This is a genomic window from Spirosoma montaniterrae, from assembly GCF_001988955.1.
Lineage (GTDB): Bacteria > Bacteroidota > Bacteroidia > Cytophagales > Spirosomataceae > Spirosoma > Spirosoma montaniterrae.
In genome coordinates, this window is the sequence record NZ_CP014263.1 from 855,597 (window position 1) to 877,263 (window position 21,667).

Consider the following 21,667-nt stretch of genomic DNA (forward strand, 5'->3'; position numbering starts at 1 on the left):
AAAATGAATTAATAGCCCGCGTTCTGCCGAATGTTGCGGTTGGTTTGCAATTCGTTGACGGGGATATTAGCCAGAATCCGAATGTCGGTGTAAGGCACTGTGGTGACGCCAGCTCCTGTCTTCACAATATCCTGACCCCGGCGTTTCAGGTCGAACCAGCGGTGGCCTTCAAAGGCAAACTCGATCCGGCGTTGCTTCAGAATCTCGGTCAGCAGCGGAGCACCCGTCAGGACGGTGCGGGCGGTCAGGCCCGAACGCGTCCGAATGGCGTTTACATCGGTCAGTGCGGCTGCGTCGTTGCCCAGCATGGCATTGGCTTCGGCCCGGTTCAGGTACAACTCCGACACCCGAATCAGCGGAATGTTATCGAGGTTAACCGTGCCGTTTTTACCGAGGAATTTCGTGCATTCGATTTCTGCCGTACCACGTCCTGTCGTACCTAATTCATACAACTGTCGGCGAATATCGGGTACGGGGGCCGTTGCGCTTGCCCGCTCTGATTCCAGGTCGGCCAGCAATGAAGCCGTCGGTACGAGGTCGCCGAAGCCGCCGGTGCGGGCGCGGTTCCCCAGTTCAACCAGCGTAGTGTAGGTCGTTTGCAGCGACTCGTTCACGCCCGTGTTTTCAGGAATCGTGTAAACCAGTTCAAAAATTGACTCCGGGTGCCGGGCCGACCGCCAGCCGCCAATGTAACTCGACTGATCGAGGAACCGGCCAACGTTAGTTGCCAGCGCGTCGGTAGCGGCTTTTACGGCGGTGGCATAATCTTTCCGGTACAGGGCCACGCGCGACAGCAGAGCCAGCGCAGAAGCCTGCGTAGCATAAGCGGGAGCTTGTGTGTTGGTCAGCTTCGTGCTGGCTTCGTTCAGGTCTTTGTAAATCTGCGTGTACACCTCCTCGATGGAAGCGCGGGCAGGCAGCGTTACCTGACTCTGGTCGAGTACGCCCGTCAGTAGCAGCGGCACACCGCCCCGGTTCTGAGCGGCTACTTCAACGCCCGGTTCGTAGGCATAAGCACGCATCAGATCGAAATATAACAGTGCCCGCAGAAACTGCGCCTGACCTTCAATACCATTCCGGCGCGTAACTGTAGTCTGGTCGGTGCCGGTAAATACACGGGGTATGTTCTCCAGCACTAAGTTAGCCTGGTTGATAGCGAAATAAGCTGTCGTCCAGTTGGCAAAGTGGCTCTGTAAATTATTGCGGTACTCCGCGTTCAACCGGCCCGATTTGTTGGTAGCCCGGCCATTGTCGGCCAGTGCTTCCGGTATGGCAATCAGGTCGCGGCCATACACCCGGAGCGACTGAAGACGGTCGTAAACGCCGTTCAGGGCACCATCCAGACCATCGGGGGTAGAGAGTGCGGTTTGGGCATCAACCTGTAATTGAGGCTTTACCTCCAGCAACGAGCTGCACGACCCAAGCGTCAGGGCAACAGTAGCTACGGCAACCGCCGAAAAACGTTTTATGTATGCATTCATAAGTAGCAAGTCTTAAAGAATTAAAGTCCGATGTTAACCCCGAACGTGAAGGTTTTGGCGTTCGGAATAAGCCCGCTGTTGCCCGAACCGAAGTTGAGCCACTCCGGGTCGTAGCCCGTCCAGCGCGTCCAGGTCAGCATGTTCAGTGCCTGACCATACACGCGTACCTGCCGCAGCTTAATCCGTTGCAACATGCTCGATGGCAGGTCATACGACAGCGTAATCTGCTTCAGGCGCAGGTACGAAGCATCTTCCAGCGTCCGCGAACCGGCAAAAGCACTGGCACCACGCAGTTCGGCATTGCCGTTGATGGGACGGGGTACATCGGTAATGTCGCCCGGTCTTACCCAGCGACGGTTGTAGACGTCGAGTAACGTGTTGAAATTCCGGCCACCCAGTTCAGACAGGAACGCCGTTTGCCCGTTAAACGACCGCCGACCGTATTCGTACTGGAAGAACACGTCGAGCGAAATGCCTTTGTACGAGAAGGTGTTCGTAAAACCGCCGAAGAACGAAGGCTGCTCGGAACCCAGGTAGCGCAGATCGCGCGGGTTGAGCGGGTTATAGGTGATATTACCCGCGAAATCATACCACATCGGGCGGCCCGTTGCGGGGTTTACACCAGCATACTCAAACGTGTACTGGGGCAACAGCGGCTTACCCAGAATAGCCTGACGACCAACGCCGTAGAAATCGGTGTAGTTAACTAAGCGGGTGCTGTCGGGGTTTGCCAGCGGGGTAATGTTGTCCAACAACTTCGTCACCTTGTTCCGAATAAAGGTGATGTTGAAATTGGTATTCCACTTAAAGCCATCCCGCTCGAAATTGATAGTGTTCAATTCAATCTCAAGTCCCCGGTTCTGAACAGCACCGGCGTTTTGCTGAATGCTGCCATAACCGCTCGTGAAGGGCAGGTTAACGGCCAGCAGCAGGTCGCGGCTATCGCGCTGGAACACGTCGATGGCGCCGTTGATGCGGCCCTGAAACAGACTATAATCCAATCCTAAGTTGACCGTTGCACTGGTTTCCCAACGCAGGTTGGGGTTTGCCAACTGAATGGGAGCCATACCCGCCACGTTGTTGTAGTTGAAGCCAGCCCCGAACAGACCCAGCGACAGGAAGTTGTTCTGCGCGAACAGCGAACCCAACTGGTCGTTACCCGTGATACCGTAGCTGGCCCGCAGTTTCAGGTCTTTCAGTACCGAATTACCTTTCAGGAACTCTTCTTCCGTAACCATCCACGATGCCGACGCCGAGGGGAAGAAACCAAAGCGGTTGTTTTCACCGAAACGCGACGAACCATCATAGCGGCCAATGAGGCTGACGTCGTATTTTTTCTTGTAGCTGTATTTCAGATTACCAAACAGCGACGCCCGACGGAAGGCTGTCCAGGCACCGAAGATGTTGATCGGGTTGGCGGCTGCGCTGGCGTATTTGAAGTCGGGTGTTGGGAAGTTTTCGGCTACCGACAGGTTGTTGGTATTCACTTCACTCCGGTATTCAGCACCCAATAAAACACCGAAATCGTTCGAGCCAACCGACTTGTTGTAGTTCGCCGTGATGTTGGTCAGGAAGTTGGTATTCTGATTCAACTGATCCTGAATCCGGCCCCGAACGGCCACTACGTCGGCAGTACGCAGATCCTGCCAGTTGCGGCCTTTGATGGTCCGGTAATCGATGCTTACGAAAGGCCGGATAATGAGGTCTTTCGTGACTTTGTAGGTGGCTCCGAGACCACCAATAGCCTGATTCACCGTAGCCCGCGTATCATTCAGATCCGCTACCTGAACAATGTTCTGGTTCAATATACCGGCAATACCGCCCTGAGCTGGTGTGCCAAAATACGACCCGTCGGGGTTGTAGATGGGGTTCGATGGCAGCACCAACGGCGAGGAGAACGCAGCCGCGCCGAGGAACGATCCACCCAGCGGAGAACCAAACTGACCCTGCGAAGTAATGGTGCTGAGCGTCAGCTTCTGCTCGATGGTCAGCTTATCGTTTACCGTATGCGTCACGGTGCTGTTGATAACACCCCGCGTAAAGTCAACCCTACGCAGATTGGCCTGCTGGTAGTTGTAGTTGCCCGACAGGTAGAACTTGGTTTTCTCGCTACCGCCGTTCATCGACAGTTCGCCGTTGTGCGACACCCCCGTGCGGAACGACTCGCGCTGCCAGTCGTAGGTGGGCAGGGCGGCAATGGCTTCGGGTGTAAGGTCGGTTGGTTGCCGAATTGTACCCAGCACGTTCCGTAGAGCAGCGTCGGGGGCCGTACCTGAGTTTACCAGGGCTTCTGTACGTGTGCTGATCCATTGCTGTGTGTTCAGTACGTCTAAGTACTGCAATGGCTGCACAATGCCTGTGTAGTAGTTGGCGTTGATCTGCGTCTTACCGGCCTTACCGCGTTTGGTTGTTACCAGTACTACGCCATTGGCTGCCTGCGAACCGTAGATCGAAGCGGCAGCCGCATCTTTCAGCACCTCAATGCTTTCAATATCGTTGGGGTTCAAAAACGCCAGCGGGTTGTTACTCGTAAATGACGAGTTGCTGTTGCTGTTCAACTGCACGCCATCGACTACATAGAGCGGGTCGCTACCTGCCGAAATCGAGCCTAAGCCCCGAATCCGAATCTGTACGGCTCCACCCGGCACACCATTGGCCGATGTTACCTGCACCCCGGCAGCGCGGCCCTGCAACGCCCGGTCGAAGGTTTGCACGGCCATGTTTTCAAACTGCTTGCCGCTCACTTTCGAACTGGACCCCGTAAACTCACGCTTGTTGACCGAACCGCCGTAACCCGTCACAACCACTTCGCCCAACTCCTGCGAATTGTTTTCCAGTCGAACGTTGATACTGGTGCGGTTGCCAACGGCCACTTCCTGCGACAAAAAACCAATGAAACTAAATACCAGCCGGGCATTGGCCGGTGCCGTCAGGCGGTAACGTCCGTCGGCATCCGTAGTAGTACCACGCGTCGTTCCTTTAACCTGTACACTTACGCCCGGTAGAGCCGAGCCGTCATCTGATGAAGTGACGCGGCCACTTACGGCTACGTCCTGCGCCACGGCGGGCAAGCAGAAAAGCAGCATAAGCAACCAGCTTCCAAATAAAATTTTGCTCATTTGTGAGAAGAATTTAATTAAAAAAGGTAATACCGTTAAATAGGGTGCAAAGTTAATATGTACGATTATTGATAGTGCGGTATTGCCTAAAGATTTTTTTTTACTATACAAAGATTTTATAAAGGTAGAGTGACAAAATAGACTAACAAAAAGGGTAGTTACTGAAAGTTTTGCTATTTGCCATAACTACCGTAAAAACAATAAGTTTGCGTAGTATAAAAGCTGCACTTTGCATAAAAAATGTACTTTTGTCAGTATAAATGTATGTACAGCGAAAATTGGACAATTTAATGAATGCCTACAGACTGCTTACCGCGAAAATTTTTTGCTTGAGTATTACTACTCATGCCTTATTCGCGCAGACAACCGCCCTCGGTACACGCATCGACCGGGCTGCCGAAGGTCTCGAAAAGAAGGTTATTGCCTGGCGTCGCGACTTTCATCAGCATCCTGAGCTGGGCAATCGCGAATTTCAGACAGCCGCTAAAATTGCCGCCCATCTGCAATCGCTGGGTATGGACGTGAAAACGGGCGTCGGGAAAACAGGCGTGGTGGGTTTGTTGAAAGGTGGCAAGCCAGGCCCCGTAGTAGCTCTCCGCGCTGATATGGATGGCCTGCCCGTGACCGAACGCGTCAGTGTGCCGTTCAAATCGGAAGTGAGGACCGAATACAACGGGCAGCAAACGGGCGTGATGCATGCCTGCGGACACGATTCGCACGTTGCCATACTAATGGGGGTGGCCGAAGTGTTGTCGTCGGTCAAAGCAGACTTGAAAGGAACGGTTAAATTTATTTTCCAGCCTGCTGAGGAAGGTGCGCCCGAAGGCGAAGAGGGCGGAGCTTACCTGATGGTGAAAGAGGGCGTACTCGAAAACCCGAAAGTCGATGCCATATTCGGGCTGCACATCAACTCCCAAACTGAAGTTGGTACGATCAAATACCGCCCCGGTGCCACCATGGCGGCTGTTGATTCGTATGCCATTAAAATCAGAGGCAAGCAAACCCACGGTGCGTCGCCCTGGTCGGGCGTTGACCCGATTGTGACGGCTTCGCAGGTGGTGATGGGGCTGCAAACCATTGTGAGTCGCAACCTGCCGCTGACCGAAAACGCGGCTGTTGTGACGGTGGGGGCCATTCACGGCGGCATCCGGCAAAACATTATTCCCGAAGAGGTAAATATGATCGGCACGATTCGCTCGTTAGACGCCGACATGCAGAAAACCATCCATCGCCGGATTAACGAGGTCGCTACCAACATTGCCGAGAGCGCGGGGGCAAAGGCCGACGTGAAAATCGACATCATGTATCCCATTACGTACAACGACCCGAAACTGACCGATCAGATGCTGCCGACGCTCGAAGCCGTGGCCGGGAAAAGCAACGTAAGAATTACGCCCGCGCAGACTGGTGCCGAAGATTTTTCATTTTATCAGCAGAAAGTGCCGGGCTTCTTTTTCTTCCTCGGCGGCATGACAAAGGGCAAAAAAGTAGAGGAGGCCGCTCCGCACCACACGCCCGATTTTCAGATTGACGAAGGCGGTTTCGTGCTGGGCATGAAAGCGTTGTGCCACCTCACCATCGACTACATGGAACAGGCTGGCAAAGGCGGGGCCGTTAGCGGTAAGTGAGGTTTTTAAACGCAGAGGGCGCGGAGGTAAGCGCAGAGGAAAGAGAAAAACTCTTTTGACTCTGCGCTTACCTCCGCGCCCTCTGCGTTTAAAAGCTATTTCACTGGCTCAGCCGTGCCATTGTCGGGTAAAAGGCCCTTGCGCCGGAGCAGGGCATCCATGAAACGCAGATCGTTTTCGCTGGTAAAGATGCTGAACGGCAGATACAGAAATTGTGCCTTTGCCAGCCCTTTCGTTACGGTGCGGGCAATCCAGTTGGCTTTTACGCCTTTCATGGCTTCGGCATTGTCTAAATAGAGCAGATACGCCTGTTTATCTTTCTCGACGCCGGCAATTTGATTCCAGCGTAGAATACCACCTTCCTTGGCGTTGATACGCATCAGAATCTGACGACTGTCGATCTCATAAACGTATTTCTGGAACAGGGCTTTGCTTTGTTCCATCTGCGCGATACCCGTAATCTGAACGGCCCAGAACAGCACATATAGAACGGTCAGCAACACAATGACAATGTAAATCCAGTAGTTTGGATAAATGCCTGTCAGTCCCAGTACAACATTCAGCAGAATCAGGCCAAGCGGCACAAAGCCCCATTTCCAATTGTCGCGCAGCCATTGGCGCAGGGCAAGATTGATATACGTTTTTTGTTCTAACGCGTATTTTTTGGTCTTAATAATCATAACACTTCAATAAGGAAGTGCAAAGATATTCGGATTTACGATGTGCCGCTCACGATTTATGCGTCGCTCGAAATTTAAAAGGAAGGTCAGCTTTCTCGTCGGAAATGTAGCGAATTGATGGTGAATTGCCGATTGGCCGACTGGCGGAACAAAATATAGACGGTGAAGGTCTGACCGTTGGTTTCGTAGGTGCCGGTGCTGTAACGTAGCCGGTCGGAAGCACCCTGATACACAAAATTAAAGCTGTGGGGCGGGTACTTACGGAAAAATGATCGTAGAATCAGCTTCGCGTGCGTGGCCTGTATGGATGAAAACTCGACTTTTTCGGCATCGATAACCAATTCGATGGTGCGGGCAAACTGCGCCGACAGTTGCCCGGCGTCGCCCGTGCGCAGGGCCGTTCGGACAACCTGCCGGATGGTTGCGTCTGAAACAGGCTTAGTTGGTGTTAGCCAGATAAATAGAACAAAAAGAAAATTAAGAGGGAAGACCATGATTCCATGAAGAGTAGTAGCAGACGTATGGCGAAAACTGTGCCAACTCAATCATTACCAAATTCGTAATGTCTATTTCGTTCGCTACCCGACTTTTCTCATCTTTGCGTCTTCTTTATGGTATCTCTGCTTCTCAAACATGGCCCTCCCGCAACCCACGCTTATTTTGAACGCCGAGCAGATTCGGCAAAAAATCCGGCGTATCGCGTTTCAGATTTATGAAACCAATTTTGAGGAATCGGCACTGCTGCTGGCGGGCATTGCTGGCGAGGGATACGTACTGGCCGAAGCACTGGCGCGTGATTTGCAGGAAATCGCTCCGTTTACCGTCGAACTAATTGAAATCGCGTTAGATAAAACGCACCCCGCCCAGCCGCCCGTTCAACTCGACCGCCCAGCCACAGATTTTGCTGATAAAGTGGTGGTCGTCATCGACGATGTGCTGTACACGGGCCGGACGCTGGCTTTTAGCCTGCAACCGTTTCTGAGTGTGCCCGTGCGGAAATTGCAGGTGGCCGTGCTTATCGACCGAAACTACCCGCGCTACCCCATTGCCGCCGACTACAAAGGCTATGAACTCAGTACCACCCTCACCGACCACGTGAAGGTAGTACTAAGCGATCCTGACGAGGTGGGCGTATACCTCCGGTAGCCGGGTGCGGGCCACCTGCACAAGATAGAGTTTTCCGTAAAATAAAACGGGTAGTAACCCTCTTTTGAAAGCTGTTAAATACACCGTACTTTACGCCATATCAGCAACTTGGCTATGGCACTGTGTCACTACGTCATTATTTGCTCGCCGTCTGCTTTTGGCGGCTGCAACGACCAGAATACGACGCTTGAATCGGTGACGATTAATGGCCGTACTCAATTGGGGAATGAGCTGGAAGCCCTGCGCCAACCCGGTAAACCCTGCGTTTTTTTCAATCGAAACGGATTCGATGTGGGCCTGGCCGGATCAAGCGTCGACGTAACCATCAATGCGCGGTTGGGGGTGGCTGCGGTGGGCAACCGTAACTTTTCGTTCTTCATGTGCTCGTCGGGTCGTCAATATAATGGCCCCTCCGTCAGCGGAGATAATGACGACAACGGCCTTACTATCTTAGACGCAACCTTTACCATCGGCAATTCGGTGGAGGGCGGCTGCGTGGCTTTTCTGGAGAAGAAGTTCGGTGGTGGAGCGGCTGCGGGGTCGCTGGAGATGGTTGCTTCAACCAGTATAACCTCGTTTACGACGAAGTCAACACCGCGTAAACGAACGGTTCTGTCAGACAAAGAGAAAACCCGTCGGATCGTAAAACGAATTGTAAACAAATGAAATCGTGGCTCATCTGTACCGGTCTGATTAGTCTGCTAACCTTGCCGGGACAGGCACAGTTTATGCAGGGTGCTGCGCCAGAGGGCGTAAGCTCGCTCATTGGGGGTAAAACGGTTAGTTTAGACGTCAACAAAACCAGCCTGCGTTTCGACTATACAGGGAAGTTTGGTAAGAATGCGAAAGGCATCAAAAACAAGCCTTACAGTAATAGCTACCTCAATTGGGGGCTGTCGCTCATTGGTGGTAATAATAACAACATAGCCCAATTAATCACGAAGGGTGCCTTTACGCCGTCGGGTAATGCGTCGGCGTTTGTCTTCTGGGGCAAAACGCTGAATCAGACCAGCAGGAATCAGATTCTTGATCCGTTACTGAACATCAACCAGGAACTCAAAAAAATTGACCGGCAATTCACTATCGACATCAATACTGAGATGAATCGATTGAAGAACGCACTGGTAAGCAGTAATGCGTCGCTTCAAAGCAAAGTAAACGCGCTGGCGAATGGCTTCGATGGCAACCTCGGTGCCCTCATTCTCGACTTGCGCGACCTGCGCCAAACCGATGTACAAACCGCTGGTGCCACTCTCCAACTCGACCAGACCATCAATCGGCTTACGGACATCGAAACCGCCCACCGCGACAACCGCGAACGGCTCGAACTGCGTGAACGGCAACAAACCATTCAGCAGGAATACCGTGATTTCGACCGGTTGAACCCCTATAAACGAATTGTGGTATACGCCCGCGCCGGTACGTCGGCAACGAAATATAAGTTTTACCAAACGCTTAACAGTCAGAATTTTAGCCGCAGCTTTACCGATACGCTCTTTAACGGACATTTCGGCGAAATTGGCGTCAATCTCTATTCTAAAAGCTACCTCATCTGGGGGCTGGCTGCCGGGCTAATCCGCAATAACACGCTACAGGGCGCAGCACCCGAAAAAATTATTATCGAACGAACGGCTACGGACGCGCTTGGACAAACGATAAATACGAAACAGGAAGTCACGGCCTATCAGGGGCGATACATACAGTATCAGCAGGTGTATATCAAAGGCGACGTGGTGGGGCTGCTGCCCACTTCCGAGCGCGGCACGTTTGCCATCAATCCGTTTTTTCGGTACGCCCACGTATCCGACAACACGCTGCCCAGCTCGCTCCGAATAGGTATAAACGGGTATTTCTTTAATCAGAAAGGCGGATTTCTGGGTGGATTGTACATAGAGCGAACCTACCGATTTACGTCGGTCAACGGCAATACATTCTCTGTTTCGCGGCTCGGTCTGGATTTTGGTCTGCGGGCGTCATTTTTGTTCAGTACCGTTTTCGATACGGCCAGGCCCAATCCCTAACTTTACTCAGTACGCCTAAACGTTAAAACAAATTCGGGTAGTCCGTAATAATTCCGTCCACGCCTAAGCCAATCAGGGTGTCGATTTCTGGTTTGGTATTTACGGTCCACGGAATGATTTTGAGACCCTGCTCATGGCAGGCTTTTACCATCTCTGGCGTAACGGTCTTGTAATAAGGGCTGTAGATGGCAGGTTTGAACCCCAGTGTCGTCAGGTTTTCGGCCAGCGTTTTCGGGTTAGCGGTCAGGTAAGCCAGTGCTACGTCGGGAACCTGCTGATGAATCAATTGCAGCGGTCGCACATCGAACGACTGAATATTGAACCGCGTCCCTAACTTCCGGCTGCCGATAACGTCCATCACTAACTTTACAAATTCAGCCGGAGCCGGGTGATACACGCCGTCTGTTGCCGGATTCGACTTAATCTCGATGTTGTACCTCGGCTGCGGCATACCTTTAGCTTTCGCGTAGGTCTCAACCGAGTCGATTAACTCAGCCAGCAGCGGTTTGTAGGCTGGGAAGTTCTGCTGCTGCGGAAACTGCGGGTGCGGCCTGCGACCCACGTCGAAACGCTTGATCTCATCGTAGGTCAACTGGTAGAGGTTAATCGACTTTTCGTCGGCCTTTGTCACGGGTGTGCCATCGGGCCGGGTGGCAATATCGGCAACCATGTAGGTATCGTGCGAAACCACGACTTGTTTGTCTTTCGAGATTACGACGTCTAATTCCAGCGTTGTCACGCCCAGGTCGAGGGCTTTTTTCATGGCCGGAATCGTGTTTTCGGGCATCAGGCCCCGGCATCCCCGGTGGCCCTGCCGGTCGAGCGCGGGCTGGGCGAGGGTGAGGTATGGGAGGAGCAGGAGGGTGAGGAGTATACGCATTTTGTAGGTGTTTTTTTGAGACATTGATTTTGTGACACAGAGATACACGGAGGAAACACGGAGATACACAGAGAAAATTTTTAAAGTAAATCTCCGTGAATCTTTGTGTCTCCTCTGTGCATCTCTGTGTCACAAAATCAATGTCTCACAAAAATTAAAAACTATACCGCACACCCGCCTGTACCTGGAACGGGTCGTTGGTAGGATTGGGAACGCCCGTAGCATTGACGCGGTAGTTGAACCGCGCATTCGTTGCGTCGAAATTTGGGACGGCGGGCGCGGTTGCTGTGGCAGGTGTGCCGCCCGGCGCGTAGAGTGCCAGCGTAGTCAGCGAATTATTGACGCCCCAGTCACGTCGCAGCATGTTGGAAAAGTTAAAAATCTCCGCCGACACCTCAATGTTGTGGTTGCGGTAGATACGGAACCGCTTGGCTGCCCGGATGTCGATGACGCCGTAGAAAGCATTGATGCCCCCGTTGCGTTCAGCAAACCGGCCCGAGTAGGTGTTGATGTAATCTTTCAGGCTCTGGCTGGCCGTAGGGCTGTTGAGCAGGTTTTCCAGACCGGTACGGATGTTGGCCGGCACACCCTCGCCGTTGCGGTCGAAGACGAACGCCAGGTCGTTGGTAGCCACGAAGTCGCCGTTATTGTTCACGCCCGACAGCATGGTGTAGCGCGTACCGCCCAGCCCCGAATACCGAACGCCCACCGAAATGCCCCAGAAGGTCGGCAGTGTACCGAAGACGACCACCTTGTGCCGGAACTGGTTGTCGGAATACGTCATCCGGGTCAGGTTGCGCGGGTCATCCACCACGGGCTGCACCAGCGTGGCAGTGTTGGCTACGTTTCCGTTGTACGACGTATTGTCGCGCACGTCGCTCCAGGTGTAGCTGCCCGTGATTTCTCCGTCGCGGAAGTAGCGGTACGTAGCGTCTGCTACTACGGCAAACTGGTTCACGCGCCCGTCGCCGGTTAGCTCCAGCACCCGGCCTAAGCGGTTGCTAATGCGCCCGTCGAGCCAGTTGGCTACGCCGTTGGCAGGCATCCGGTTGAGCGGCACAAACACGCCCCGGTTCCCCTCGTTGGCCAGCCGGAAGAACGGCTCCGTAGCCATGTTGCGGTCAACGTAGGTATAGTTGTTGCGGGCCATCGACATAAAGCCGGAGAGCGTTACTTTCAGCCGGTCGTTGATGAAGCGCGTATACGATACGTTGGCTTTGTAGAGCGTCGGTACGCGGGCACTGGCCCCAGTCATGTTGATGGTTGGCAACTGGAATTGCCGCAGCGTCGGGATGCTGTTATAGTCCTGGCGGTAAGCCGCAAAATTGGGTGCCGGTACGTCGGCTCCACGCACGTCGACGGTGGCTAAGTTCGAGCCATCGAAGGTCAGGTTATTGATCAGGACGTAGTTGTTGATGTCCGACGCAAATATCCCGGCCCCCAGCCGGATAATGTCCCGGCGTTGCTCGTTAACATCCCACGTAAACTGCAACCGGGGCTGGGCAATAAACGTCCGTAGCCGGTTGTCGGTCCGCAGCCCCAGATCATCGAGCACTATCTGGTTGAGCGACGCTTTGGGGAAGTGCGCGTAATCGAATCGCAGACCAGCGGTCATGTCGAGGCCCGGTGCCAATTTGGTTGCCATCTGACCATAAACACCTGCGTTCCAGATGCCTCCGCGCACACTCCAGTCGTCTTTCAGAGGCACTTCGCGGAAGTAGCGGTATGGACGCTGCCGCTCAAAATTGTCCAATGCCGTGCCTGTGGCATCGTTGGTGAAGTGGAACCGGCCATTCACCTCGCTGCCAAACGTCGAACGGGAGTTTGTGTACATCAGGTCTACACCAAACGTAAACTGGGCCTTGTCGGTGTTGTAGTACAGGTTATTGATAAGTTGAACTACGTTGTTGGTAAACCCTTCCTGCGCGAAGCGGTGGCCACCCAACTGAATGGTAGTAGCACGGTTAGCCCCGTTGATACTCGACACTACGTTCTCGACAAGGGCACGCGGAATGTTGCGGTCGGGCAACTGATCGCCGGGGCTGCTGAGCTGGTAGGTGTGGAGGTGCTGTACTTTCAGCTCGTTGGTCATGCGAGGATTAATAGTCGAACGCAACGTGGCCAACAGGCTATTATCTACGTTGTAGTCATTACCGGTTGATTCAAAAATGTTGATGGGTGAATTGTCAGTCAACCCCAGCTTGTTGCGGTCGCTGGTGAAGTTGTTTCGCACGGTCAGCAGGTTGTTCTGGTTAATTTGCCAGTCGAGCCGCAGGAAAGCCGCGTCGGAGTTGCGCACCCGGTCAAACTGCCCATACTGGGGCGTGTTGGCTACCCCATATTGCCGACGACCAATGTCCACGTACCGGTCGAGCGTTGGAATGGTTGCGTTAAAGCGCAGTTCATCGGCAGGCGACTGAATGTCGGCGATGAAAAGCGGGCGGGAGTCGATTTGCCGCTCCCATACAGCGAAATAGTGTAGTTTGTCCTTAATAATCGGCCCGCCCAGCGAGAAACCGAACTGGTTGGTCGCAAACCGAACGTTGCGCGGGTTGCCCCGAATGTCGAACCGGCTGGCCAACCGGTTGGCGCGGGTAAAGTTGAATACGCTGCCCGTGAGCTGGTTGGTGCCTGCTTTGGTTACGGCACTGACAATTCCGCCCCCGGCACGGCCATACACTACGTCGTACTGGTTAGTAATCACCTTGAACTCCCGCACGGCTTCGAGCGAGATGGTGTACGGTCCTCCGCTCCGGCTGTTCGACGCCCCCGCCGAGGTGGGGTTTTTGGCCGTTGTGCCGTCGATGGTAAAGTTGGTCGAAGACCCCAGTTGCCCCGACAGGTTACCACCCCGGCCTGCTAAGGGCGACAGGTCGGTAAGGGTAGTAAAATTACGTCCGTTGATGGGCAGCGTTGAGATGGTGCGGGACGTAACGGTGGTGGCTGCGCCGAAGTTCTCGACTTTGTTTCGTAACCCCGATGCCACTACCTCCACTACTTGTAACTCCTGGCCGGTTTCCTGCATTGTAATGTCGATGCGGATCAGGTCGCCCTGGTTGAGTAAGTAGCCGGTCAGCCGTTTTTCGCCGAAACCCACCGCCGTTGCCTGTACGGTGTATGGCCCGCCGAGGGGTAATTCTTTGAACGAGTATTCTCCTTTGGCGTTGGTAATGGTGCCGGTTGAGAAGCCGGTCGATTCGTTGCGGAGCCGGATAGTAGCACCGGGCAGGGGCGATTTGCCGTTGTCGGACACATAACCGACGATGGACGTCTGCGTGGTTTGGGCTACACCACTGCTAAGTCCTGTAAATAGCAGGAAAAGTGACAATAAAGCGTGTCTCATACAGTGCAGGTTGTAAATGGTTTTAGCCTGCAAAGAGACACGAGTTACGTGAATCAAAGGTTATGTATTTATTAAGAAATCATCATATTTATCGTGTGTACGTTACGAACTCTGTGGCTCAACGATTTTTGTTTGCCCGTTCCAGGCCGTTCCAGATTTTGTCGGCGGTGCTGTAAGCTTCCACGTAGGCCGGGCCGGAGATCATAAATTGCTTGCCATCGGGGCTGATTTTTACGGCAATGTCTTTCGCCGTTGGCAGAACCGTAACGGTGAAATGCGCTTCGCCACTCTTCGGCGACCATTCGGGGGTTTTATAACCGATTCGCTCCACTACCTCAAACGGGTAGCGCATCATCATTTCATAAGCCTTACCCCGGCACTCCACGGGTGCTTCAACCGTCAGTGAGAATTTGCTGCGAAGATTTTTGATCATCTCATCGATCATCGGGCGGTTTTCTTTTTCGACCTTTTTGTCGTCAACGGCCAGTTCGTATAAATCGCCGATGCCCTCGCGTTTGCAGTACTCAGCCGCATAACGAACCCAGTACCGCATGGCACCGAAGCCCCCGTCATTGCCGGTTTTAGCCGGGTCGGTAAAGGCCGCCCAGCACGTAGGTGAGAGCTTGAGCGTGAAGCATTTGTCTACAATCTGCGCGTTCAGATACGACTGCTCTGAGAACAGCCGTTCAACAAATTCGTCTTTTTTCTCCTTGTCTTCAGCCGGTGCCGCTACTGTTGTGGCAGCACCGGTCGAGACAGGTTTGGTAGTTTGGGCAATAGCACCGGTGGTAAGCGTGGCAAAGGTTAAAGCCATCAATAAAGTCTTCATGCGCTCAGGCGTTTGTTCAGGGCGAATATGCCCTAAAATCGGCTGATTTGTCCAGCATGACTTCGTGAACGGTCAAACTCCGCTTAGGCCAATGCTTTGCTGAACAGCAGAAGCCGTTCGCGCAGTACGTAGCTGCTGGCTTCGGGTCGCAGATTGCCGTTGAGCGAAAAAACGCGCAGGTCGGGAGCCAGCGTAGCATATTTGTCCAATGCCCGGAACCAGGCCACATGATTTTGATAAGGAGCCAGCAATGCCCGCGCCCGATTCAATGCGCGGTGTTGCCGGGGCGACCAGATAGGCCGTTGTTTATAAGCCGCGCCCAAACCGTTGAGCAGGTCGGGCAGGGCCTGGGGTGGGGCCATCGGTAGCAGTTCGGCCAGTAGATATAGCCCCAGTTCTACGTTGAGCAGGCGGTTTGCCACCATGCCGGGCAGCGCGTGCCGAAAGCGGAGCCGGGTTGCCAGCGGCTCCTGCCAGCTCATCAGACTGGCAAGAACCGGACGGGCAACGGGGGCAGTGGACAGAAGCGCGTTCATGTATGTTGCTGTTTATTGTTCGTATCAAAGTTCACACCCTGAGAACGTAATCTTTTTATGTTCTTAATTATTTTTTTCGACGTGCCTACTGCATCGATAAAGTCGGGCAGGGGAATCCGTACACGCAGAAAAGGCCATTGTCGTTAACGAGCCAGCCTTGTTGCTGCACAATAGTCAGCAGCCAGCCAGACACCTCGGCTTCGTAAGCCTGATAGCCCCGGTTACGCAGAAATTGCTGTACGCACAGTACACTCGTACTACCTTCCGCCAGAATGAGCGTAGTAGCTGCTAACCGAACCGCATCGGGCGATAACAGATTTTTTGTCATTTGACTCTGGATAGGTCTGTGTATCAGGCCAGCATCTTGCGAAGAACGGCGATGCGGTTGCGCGAGAAACCAACCGATTTTTCGGCAAAGCGGCTATGGTCGCGGCTGAGGTCGAAGGCCAGCCGGTCGGCGGGGGCGGCAGTGTAGGCGTCGAGCAGAGCCTGCCAGTGGTTGGGGTTGGCAACGTGGGCCAGCAGGAGCCGGGCGCGGTGTAAGTACTTGTGCTGCTGAGGAGTGAGCCGGGCCTGACCCGTGGCCGAAGCTGCCGAACTGAGCAGATCGGGCAGGGCCGTTGGGGGCGCACTGGGGCGCAGGTGGCGAAGCAGATAGAGACCTAATTCGAGGTCAACTAATTGCCGGGTCGAAAGAGTTGCCCGATGGTTGGTGGGCGTGTTTGAGCGCGGACGTTGCGTATGGTTCATGATCGTCGTATGTGATTGTCCGACTCAAAGTTTGCACTATATAAACGTAATCTATTTACGTTGTAAAAAATTTTTTGTTGCTTTGGGGAGTTATAACACAGAGATACACGGAGGAGACACGGAGATACACAGAGAAATTTTTTAAAGTAAATCTCCGTGAATCTTTGTGTCTCCTCTGTGCATCTCTGTGTAACAATTGTGCAGCTCTGTGTAACAGTCATGTCAAAATACAACTATGCCTATAACCCGCTCGGCTTTTCAGCGTTACCGCCTTATCGATGAAGTCATTAGCCGCTATCCACGTCGGTATTCCAAGCAAAAACTGTTTGAACTCTGTCAGGATAAATGCGGTATCCGGTCTATTTCGTCGCTCGAAAAAGACATTCAGCGGATGCGCGAAGACCATGAAGCACCTATCGAATACTGCAAACGCTCAAACGGCTATTATTATAGCAATCCGCAGTTCCGGTTACTAAATCTAATGCTCACGCCCGACGATATGGCCGCACTCGAACAGGCCCGCGAGGTACTGGCAGCCACGCAGGGCGCGTCGGTAGCCGACGAACTCGACCACGCGCTCCACCGCGTCCGGCAGAGTCTCGATATTATTCGCGAGGTAAAAACCGATACAAGCACCCCCGCATCGACGCGCCGGATTGTCTATGTCGAAGAGAAAATTCTGGGCGGCAACCGACAGTATGTGCCGGTGTTGATTCGGGCTGTAAACCAGAACCGGCAGGTGGCGTTTCGCTACCTGAAACACGAAGATGCCGTGGCCGCTCCTACTGTACTGGCTTCGCGAAAAGGCACGACGGTGGGCCGAACTGCCGAACCCGAACGGCCTAAACTGCGGATTCTGCACCCGATTTTGCTGCGCGAAGTGGCTGATAGCTGGTACGTTATTGGCTACGATGCCGCCAGTGGGCGCGAAAAAACCTTTGCCCTCGACCGGATGAGCGAACTCGAAATCTTAGACGACCCCTGCGACGTGCCGCCCGCCGTACTAACCAGCGTGAGCGAACTCTTTGAACACATCTATGGCATCACAGACAGTCACGGCCCTGTTGAAAATATTGTACTGAGATTCAGCCCATTGTTTGGGCGGTACGTGAAAGCAAAGCCTATTCATCAAACCCAGGAGGTAGTGAGCGATACGCCCGATGCCTGCGTGGTGCGGCTCCGGCTCGCGCCCAACCGCGACCTGCTCATGCACCTGCGTAGCTACGGCGAACACCTCACAATTCTGGAACCCGCCAGTTTGGTCGAAGAAATGAAAACGTCGTTGCAAACCACGCTGGCAGGGTACGAGTAAAAGGGCAATGCGTTTCGTTCCATAAGCGGGCGAATTAATTCGCCCGCTTATGGATGATTAGTAACGTATAGATAATCTACAGCTTAAACAAAATGACTCGTGTCGCCCTTTTCTAAACAGACATTCCGGGCAAGCCATGCATAAATTGTTTACGCTCATTTGTTTCGCCCCGTTTTTTCTACCGAAATCAGCTTTCGGTCAGGGCGAACTGACGGGTTTGATTGTCGATAAAACAACGGCCAGACCTGTTCCATATGTGAGCGTTGCGCTGTATCGCCCGGCAGATTCGATGGCTGTTGCCGGTGCCATTTCCGATTCGGTAGGCATGTTTCGCATTGGGCGGGCAACACCGGGGCAATATGTGCTTAAAACGTTCTTTATCGGCTATAAACCGCAGCAGGTAGGGCCGGTAACGGTCAGGCGCGGACAAACGCTCGACGTAGGAACAATTTTTCTGGAAGCAACCAATAATCAGCTTAACGAGGTGGTGGTAACGGGGCAGCGAGCCGACCTGACCATAAAAGCCGACCGTCAGACGTACCGGGCTGCGCAGTTTCAATCGGCAGTGGGCGGCACGGCAACAGATTTGCTGCGAAACCTGCCCGGCATCAGCATCAATGCAGAGGGCGAAGTAACGCAGCGTGGTGCCAATGGCTTTCTGGTATTGCTGAATGGTAAACCCATTCAGGCCAATTTGGGAACGCTGCTCAACCAACTGCCCGCCAATACCGTTGAATCCATCGAAGTGATCACGACGCCATCGGCCCGCTACGACCCCGACGGTAAAGCGGGCATCATCGCCATCACAACCAAAACCGGGGCCGATCTGGGGCTGTCGGTACTGATAAACGGGCAAATCGGGTTGCCCAGCCTGTATGCCTTCAGCAACGCCCGCAATCCCGTTCGCTACGGCACCGACGTTACGCTTAGCTACCGCTCCGCCCGCTGGGACTGGACCCTCAGTACGGCCTACCTTCGTAACGACATTGCCGGTCGGCGCGAGGGCGACGTGAACACCACCATTGGAAACCGCTTTACAACCTTTCCAAGTGTAGGCGAACGAAGTTTTGACCGCTACACATTTACGAACCGACTGGCCGTTAGCTTTACGCCCAACAAAACGAATATCTGGTCGGGAGGACTATACTACGGCTACCGAACCGAAGACCGCATCGCCGATCTGGTTTATAACAACCGCACCATTGACCGGAATACGGGCCAGATGATTAGTCAGATCAGTTACTTCAACGCCAATCTGGTTCGTAAACGCGGGCAGTTTTTTACAGCCAATCTCGATTATACGCACACCTTTGCCAACAAAGCCACGCTGACCGCGAGTGCACTGTATGAATACGACTATTTAGACGGTTTCACGCGCAACCTCAATGTGCGCCGGTCCGACATCCGCGATACACTGCAATACACACTAACCACCACCGACCGGCCTATTCGTAATGCCCGCGCCAACCTTGACGCTACATGGCCGCTGGCGGGTGGCAAACTCGAAGCTGGCTACCAATACCGGCTGCAACAGGACGACGGGACGTATCGGTTTCTGGAGCAGAACGGACGCGGTGTCCCGCTGCTCGTAGTTGATGCCTTTACGGGTCGGGTGCGGGTCGATAATGTGATTCACAGCCTGTATAGTCAGTACGGCAGGAAGACAAAAGCCTGGGAATACACAGCGGGCTTACGATTCGAATCGGCTGACCGGCAGGTGGTTATTCGCCCGCAGGGGCAGTCGTTTCCGCTTACGCTCAACAACCTGTTCCCATCGCTGAATGTGGTTTATCGCCCCAAAGAGGTCTGGCAGTTTCGACTTGGCTACAGCCGCCGGGTGCAGCGAACGAGCAACTTAGCCCTCAACCCGCTGCCCGAACGTGAACATTCCGAAACCCTCGAACAGGGCGACCCGGCTCTGCTGCCCGAATTTGTTGACCTGACCGAGCTGGGCCTGACCCGCACGCTGGGCCGCAGCACTGTTCAGGCCACGCTCTATCATCAGAACGTACAGAACATCGTGAATCGGGTCAACAGCGTGTTTGCCGATACCATTCTGAACCGGATTTACACGAATGCAGGCCGGGCGCAGCGGCTCGGTATCGAACTCGCTACGGATTTGACAATCAGCAGACTATGGAAGCTATATGTTGGCGGCACGGTCTATCGGTCAACCATTGCCGGGCAGTTGTTCCAGAACGCTGTTGTGTTTAACAACCGGGCATGGGTTTATTCGGTCAATGCCAACACCACCCTACAACCGTCGCCAACGTGGATAATTCAGGCAAATCTGAACTATCTCTCGCAGCGCATTACGGCGCAGGGCGAAGATTCACGCTTTTTCGTGCCGAATTTGTCGGTCAGGAAAAGTTTCCGGCAAAACCGGCTGTCGGTCATGATGCAGTGGCAGAATATCGGCATGGGCTGGCTTCCGGCCAACGAACAGCGCATCACCACGCGGGGCGAATCCACGCCGGGCGTATCCACGCGGGGCCGCAACTTTTTTACGACGACTAACTACATTCAGGAGCGGGACGTGCTGCTTATCAACGTCAGTTACTCGTTCCGACAGCGTACCAAACCCGCCAAACTGCCCACCAATGAGTTTGGCGATAAGGAATTTTGAGACTGGAAAGTTGGCAGACGACGGTTCTGTGTAACAGTTAGTTACTGGGGAGCTGTCAATTTATTCCATTGGCTGAATGGTTGAGAATACAATCAAGCCACCGCATTCAGATAAGGCCGCACGTTGACGCCGAACTCGGCCATGCCTGCTACCCACGCATCCTCGTCTAAGAAACTAACACCAATCCAGTGTTCGTCGGGTAGCGACGCCCGCCAGCCCAGGAGTGGGGCCGCATCGGGTCCAACCGGTGCGCGTAACTCGGTATGCTTTCCAGTAATAATGGCTTCAATAACCTCGGCCACCAGCAAAGCCGGAGCGTGATTATCGCGGGAGGCCCGCAGGTAGGCCACCAGTCGAATCTGGTTAGGGTAGTTGGTATGTGCCAGCGCGTCGCCCATTTTGTCGATGATGGGTGTGTCGATGACGCCCGGCTGAACCAGTGCCACCCGAATGCCAAACGGAGCTACTTCGCCCGCCAGACATTCGCTCAGGGCTTCAACGGCTGCCTTCGACGCGCAATAGGCTGAATGATAGGCACTAAACACCTTACCCGCCACCGACGACACATTGACGATGCAGCCGCTCCGGCGTTCACGCATACCGGGAAGCACAGCCTGTATGCAACGCAGCGTACCGAAATAATTGGTTTGCATAATGGCCGCAAACTCACTCAGTGGCCGCTCTTCGACTGGGCCAACCGGACCAATACCGGCGTTGTTTACCAGTACGTCGATTTGCCCGGCCTGCGCCACCACGTCGGCCACAGTCTGCCGAACCGAATCATCGGAATCAACGTCCATTGGCAGCACTGTGATGGGCAGGCCGTCGCGCTGGGCGAGTTGGCTGAGTTCGGGGGCGCGTTGCGGATTCCGCATGGTGGCATACACGGTGTGGCCCGCACGGGCGAGGTGTTCGGCGGTAGCGTAACCGAGTCCGGTGCTGCACCCCGTAATAAGAATAATAGACATGGTGTAGAGAGTTAAGAAGAATGAGCAGTTTAAACCAATTGGCTGATTTGCATCACCGGCTGCACGTCGGTGAAGTTCGGAATGTCGGCAATGAGCGCGGCCCCGTTGGTGGCTAAGGCGGTTTGTAGTTCGTCGAGGCTGTTGAATTTCAGCCGGGCAATCATGCCGTAGGTGGGCGAGGTATCGGGTGCAGCACCGGCCAGCCCGGCTTCGAGATCAATACCGACCAGCCCGACGGGGCCAAGCAACTCGCGCACGAGGGGCGTGTGCCGATTGAGGTAGTAATCCATGTCGAACTGGCTGTCGGCGGGTTTGGGGTAGAGAACGGTTACGCAAAGCATAGCTGTG

At 54.0% G+C, this 21,667-nt stretch carries 18 protein-coding genes; 6 read left to right on the forward strand and 12 right to left on the reverse strand.

The window, feature by feature from the left end:
- Window positions 1-8: 8 nt before the first annotated feature.
- A complete protein-coding gene (locus tag AWR27_RS03650; RefSeq protein ID WP_083732740.1) occupies window positions 9-1,481 on the reverse strand; it encodes a RagB/SusD family nutrient uptake outer membrane protein in 1,473 nt (490 codons plus the stop codon).
- Between the two features lie 20 nt (window positions 1,482-1,501).
- Complete coding sequence (locus tag AWR27_RS03655) at window positions 1,502-4,567, reverse strand: SusC/RagA family TonB-linked outer membrane protein (protein WP_232325965.1); 3,066 nt, start codon at window positions 4,565-4,567, stop codon at window positions 1,502-1,504.
- Between the two features lie 323 nt (window positions 4,568-4,890).
- Here AWR27_RS03655 and AWR27_RS03660 point away from each other — a divergent pair, with 323 nt between their 5' ends.
- Window positions 4,891-6,228 (forward strand): amidohydrolase, encoded by a 1,338-nt coding sequence (locus AWR27_RS03660; protein WP_083732979.1) that lies wholly within the window; start codon window positions 4,891-4,893, stop codon window positions 6,226-6,228.
- A gap of 95 nt (window positions 6,229-6,323) precedes the next feature.
- On the opposite strand, the gene AWR27_RS03665 is transcribed toward AWR27_RS03660, so the two are convergent.
- Window positions 6,324-6,908, reverse strand: coding sequence for a hypothetical protein (locus AWR27_RS03665; protein ID WP_077129953.1), 585 nt, complete (start codon window positions 6,906-6,908; stop codon window positions 6,324-6,326).
- A gap of 86 nt (window positions 6,909-6,994) precedes the next feature.
- The gene (locus tag AWR27_RS03670; protein ID WP_077129954.1) at window positions 6,995-7,402 is read right to left on the reverse strand and encodes a DUF4783 domain-containing protein; all 408 of its coding nucleotides are present in this window, start codon (window positions 7,400-7,402) and stop codon (window positions 6,995-6,997) included.
- 139 nt (window positions 7,403-7,541) lie between these two features.
- Here AWR27_RS03670 and AWR27_RS03675 point away from each other — a divergent pair, with 139 nt between their 5' ends.
- From AWR27_RS03675 to AWR27_RS03685, 3 genes are all read left to right on the forward strand, one after another.
- Entirely contained in the window at window positions 7,542-8,054 is a 513-nt protein-coding gene (locus AWR27_RS03675) for a phosphoribosyltransferase family protein (RefSeq protein ID WP_077129955.1), read from the forward strand.
- 114 nt (window positions 8,055-8,168) lie between these two features.
- Entirely contained in the window at window positions 8,169-8,720 is a 552-nt protein-coding gene (locus tag AWR27_RS03680) for a hypothetical protein (protein WP_077129956.1), read from the forward strand.
- The gene (locus AWR27_RS03685; protein ID WP_077129957.1) at window positions 8,717-10,075 is read left to right on the forward strand and encodes a hypothetical protein; all 1,359 of its coding nucleotides are present in this window, start codon (window positions 8,717-8,719) and stop codon (window positions 10,073-10,075) included. The genes AWR27_RS03680 and AWR27_RS03685 overlap by 4 nt, the downstream gene beginning before the upstream one ends.
- A 22-nt stretch (window positions 10,076-10,097) precedes the next feature.
- Here the strand turns inward: AWR27_RS03685 and AWR27_RS03690 are convergent, their stop codons facing one another.
- The 6 genes from AWR27_RS03690 to AWR27_RS03715 form a co-directional block, all read right to left on the reverse strand.
- Window positions 10,098-10,955 (reverse strand): glycerophosphodiester phosphodiesterase, encoded by an 858-nt coding sequence (locus tag AWR27_RS03690; RefSeq protein ID WP_077133779.1) that lies wholly within the window; start codon window positions 10,953-10,955, stop codon window positions 10,098-10,100.
- A 154-nt stretch (window positions 10,956-11,109) separates the two neighbouring features.
- Window positions 11,110-14,298 carry an outer membrane beta-barrel protein gene (locus tag AWR27_RS03695; RefSeq protein ID WP_077133780.1) on the reverse strand — a complete coding sequence of 1,063 codons (3,189 nt, stop codon included), beginning with the start codon at window positions 14,296-14,298 and terminating at the stop codon, window positions 11,110-11,112.
- A 118-nt stretch (window positions 14,299-14,416) separates the two neighbouring features.
- The gene (locus AWR27_RS03700) at window positions 14,417-15,127 is read right to left on the reverse strand and encodes a hypothetical protein (RefSeq protein WP_157579123.1); all 711 of its coding nucleotides are present in this window, start codon (window positions 15,125-15,127) and stop codon (window positions 14,417-14,419) included.
- 83 nt (window positions 15,128-15,210) lie between these two features.
- Complete coding sequence (locus tag AWR27_RS03705; protein WP_077129959.1) at window positions 15,211-15,663, reverse strand: pPIWI_RE_Z domain-containing protein; 453 nt, start codon at window positions 15,661-15,663, stop codon at window positions 15,211-15,213.
- Window positions 15,664-15,748: 85 nt separating this feature from the next.
- Entirely contained in the window at window positions 15,749-15,991 is a 243-nt protein-coding gene (locus tag AWR27_RS03710; protein WP_077129960.1) for a hypothetical protein, read from the reverse strand.
- A 23-nt stretch (window positions 15,992-16,014) separates the two neighbouring features.
- A complete protein-coding gene (locus AWR27_RS03715; protein WP_077129961.1) occupies window positions 16,015-16,413 on the reverse strand; it encodes a pPIWI_RE_Z domain-containing protein in 399 nt (132 codons plus the stop codon).
- 235 nt (window positions 16,414-16,648) lie between these two features.
- On the opposite strand from AWR27_RS03715, the gene AWR27_RS03720 reads away from it, so the two are divergent.
- Both AWR27_RS03720 and AWR27_RS03725 read left to right on the forward strand, forming a co-directional pair.
- Window positions 16,649-17,725, forward strand: a complete 1,077-nt coding sequence (locus AWR27_RS03720; protein WP_077129962.1) for a helix-turn-helix transcriptional regulator — start codon at window positions 16,649-16,651, stop codon at window positions 17,723-17,725.
- A gap of 136 nt (window positions 17,726-17,861) precedes the next feature.
- Window positions 17,862-20,351 (forward strand): TonB-dependent receptor domain-containing protein, encoded by a 2,490-nt coding sequence (locus AWR27_RS03725; protein WP_077129963.1) that lies wholly within the window; start codon window positions 17,862-17,864, stop codon window positions 20,349-20,351.
- 92 nt (window positions 20,352-20,443) lie between these two features.
- On the opposite strand, the gene AWR27_RS03730 is transcribed toward AWR27_RS03725, so the two are convergent.
- Both AWR27_RS03730 and AWR27_RS03735 read right to left on the reverse strand, forming a co-directional pair.
- A complete protein-coding gene (locus AWR27_RS03730; RefSeq protein WP_077129964.1) occupies window positions 20,444-21,319 on the reverse strand; it encodes an SDR family oxidoreductase in 876 nt (291 codons plus the stop codon).
- A 29-nt stretch (window positions 21,320-21,348) separates the two neighbouring features.
- Window positions 21,349-21,660 carry an EthD family reductase gene (locus AWR27_RS03735; RefSeq protein WP_077129965.1) on the reverse strand — a complete coding sequence of 104 codons (312 nt, stop codon included), beginning with the start codon at window positions 21,658-21,660 and terminating at the stop codon, window positions 21,349-21,351.
- Window positions 21,661-21,667 lie beyond the last annotated feature (7 nt).

What these genes read in the sequence shown, in the direction of transcription:
- AWR27_RS03650 (WP_083732740.1), bottom strand. Translation starts at nt 1,481, where the DNA reads ATGAATGCATACATAAAACGTTTTTCGGCGGTTGCCGTAGCTACTGTT.
- AWR27_RS03655 (WP_232325965.1), bottom strand. Translation starts at nt 4,567, where the DNA reads ATGCTGCTTTTCTGCTTGCCCGCCGTGGCGCAGGACGTAGCCGTAAGT.
- AWR27_RS03660 (WP_083732979.1), top strand. Translation starts at nt 4,891, where the DNA reads ATGAATGCCTACAGACTGCTTACCGCGAAAATTTTTTGCTTGAGTATT.
- AWR27_RS03665 (WP_077129953.1), bottom strand. Translation starts at nt 6,908, where the DNA reads ATGATTATTAAGACCAAAAAATACGCGTTAGAACAAAAAACGTATATC.
- AWR27_RS03670 (WP_077129954.1), bottom strand. Translation starts at nt 7,402, where the DNA reads ATGGTCTTCCCTCTTAATTTTCTTTTTGTTCTATTTATCTGGCTAACA.
- AWR27_RS03675 (WP_077129955.1), top strand. Translation starts at nt 7,542, where the DNA reads ATGGCCCTCCCGCAACCCACGCTTATTTTGAACGCCGAGCAGATTCGG.
- AWR27_RS03680 (WP_077129956.1), top strand. Translation starts at nt 8,169, where the DNA reads ATGGCACTGTGTCACTACGTCATTATTTGCTCGCCGTCTGCTTTTGGC.
- AWR27_RS03685 (WP_077129957.1), top strand. Translation starts at nt 8,717, where the DNA reads ATGAAATCGTGGCTCATCTGTACCGGTCTGATTAGTCTGCTAACCTTG.
- AWR27_RS03690 (WP_077133779.1), bottom strand. Translation starts at nt 10,955, where the DNA reads ATGCGTATACTCCTCACCCTCCTGCTCCTCCCATACCTCACCCTCGCC.
- AWR27_RS03695 (WP_077133780.1), bottom strand. Translation starts at nt 14,298, where the DNA reads ATGAGACACGCTTTATTGTCACTTTTCCTGCTATTTACAGGACTTAGC.
- AWR27_RS03700 (WP_157579123.1), bottom strand. Translation starts at nt 15,127, where the DNA reads ATGAAGACTTTATTGATGGCTTTAACCTTTGCCACGCTTACCACCGGT.
- AWR27_RS03705 (WP_077129959.1), bottom strand. Translation starts at nt 15,663, where the DNA reads ATGAACGCGCTTCTGTCCACTGCCCCCGTTGCCCGTCCGGTTCTTGCC.
- AWR27_RS03710 (WP_077129960.1), bottom strand. Translation starts at nt 15,991, where the DNA reads ATGACAAAAAATCTGTTATCGCCCGATGCGGTTCGGTTAGCAGCTACT.
- AWR27_RS03715 (WP_077129961.1), bottom strand. Translation starts at nt 16,413, where the DNA reads ATGAACCATACGCAACGTCCGCGCTCAAACACGCCCACCAACCATCGG.
- AWR27_RS03720 (WP_077129962.1), top strand. Translation starts at nt 16,649, where the DNA reads ATGCCTATAACCCGCTCGGCTTTTCAGCGTTACCGCCTTATCGATGAA.
- AWR27_RS03725 (WP_077129963.1), top strand. Translation starts at nt 17,862, where the DNA reads ATGCATAAATTGTTTACGCTCATTTGTTTCGCCCCGTTTTTTCTACCG.
- AWR27_RS03730 (WP_077129964.1), bottom strand. Translation starts at nt 21,319, where the DNA reads ATGTCTATTATTCTTATTACGGGGTGCAGCACCGGACTCGGTTACGCT.
- AWR27_RS03735 (WP_077129965.1), bottom strand. Translation starts at nt 21,660, where the DNA reads ATGCTTTGCGTAACCGTTCTCTACCCCAAACCCGCCGACAGCCAGTTC.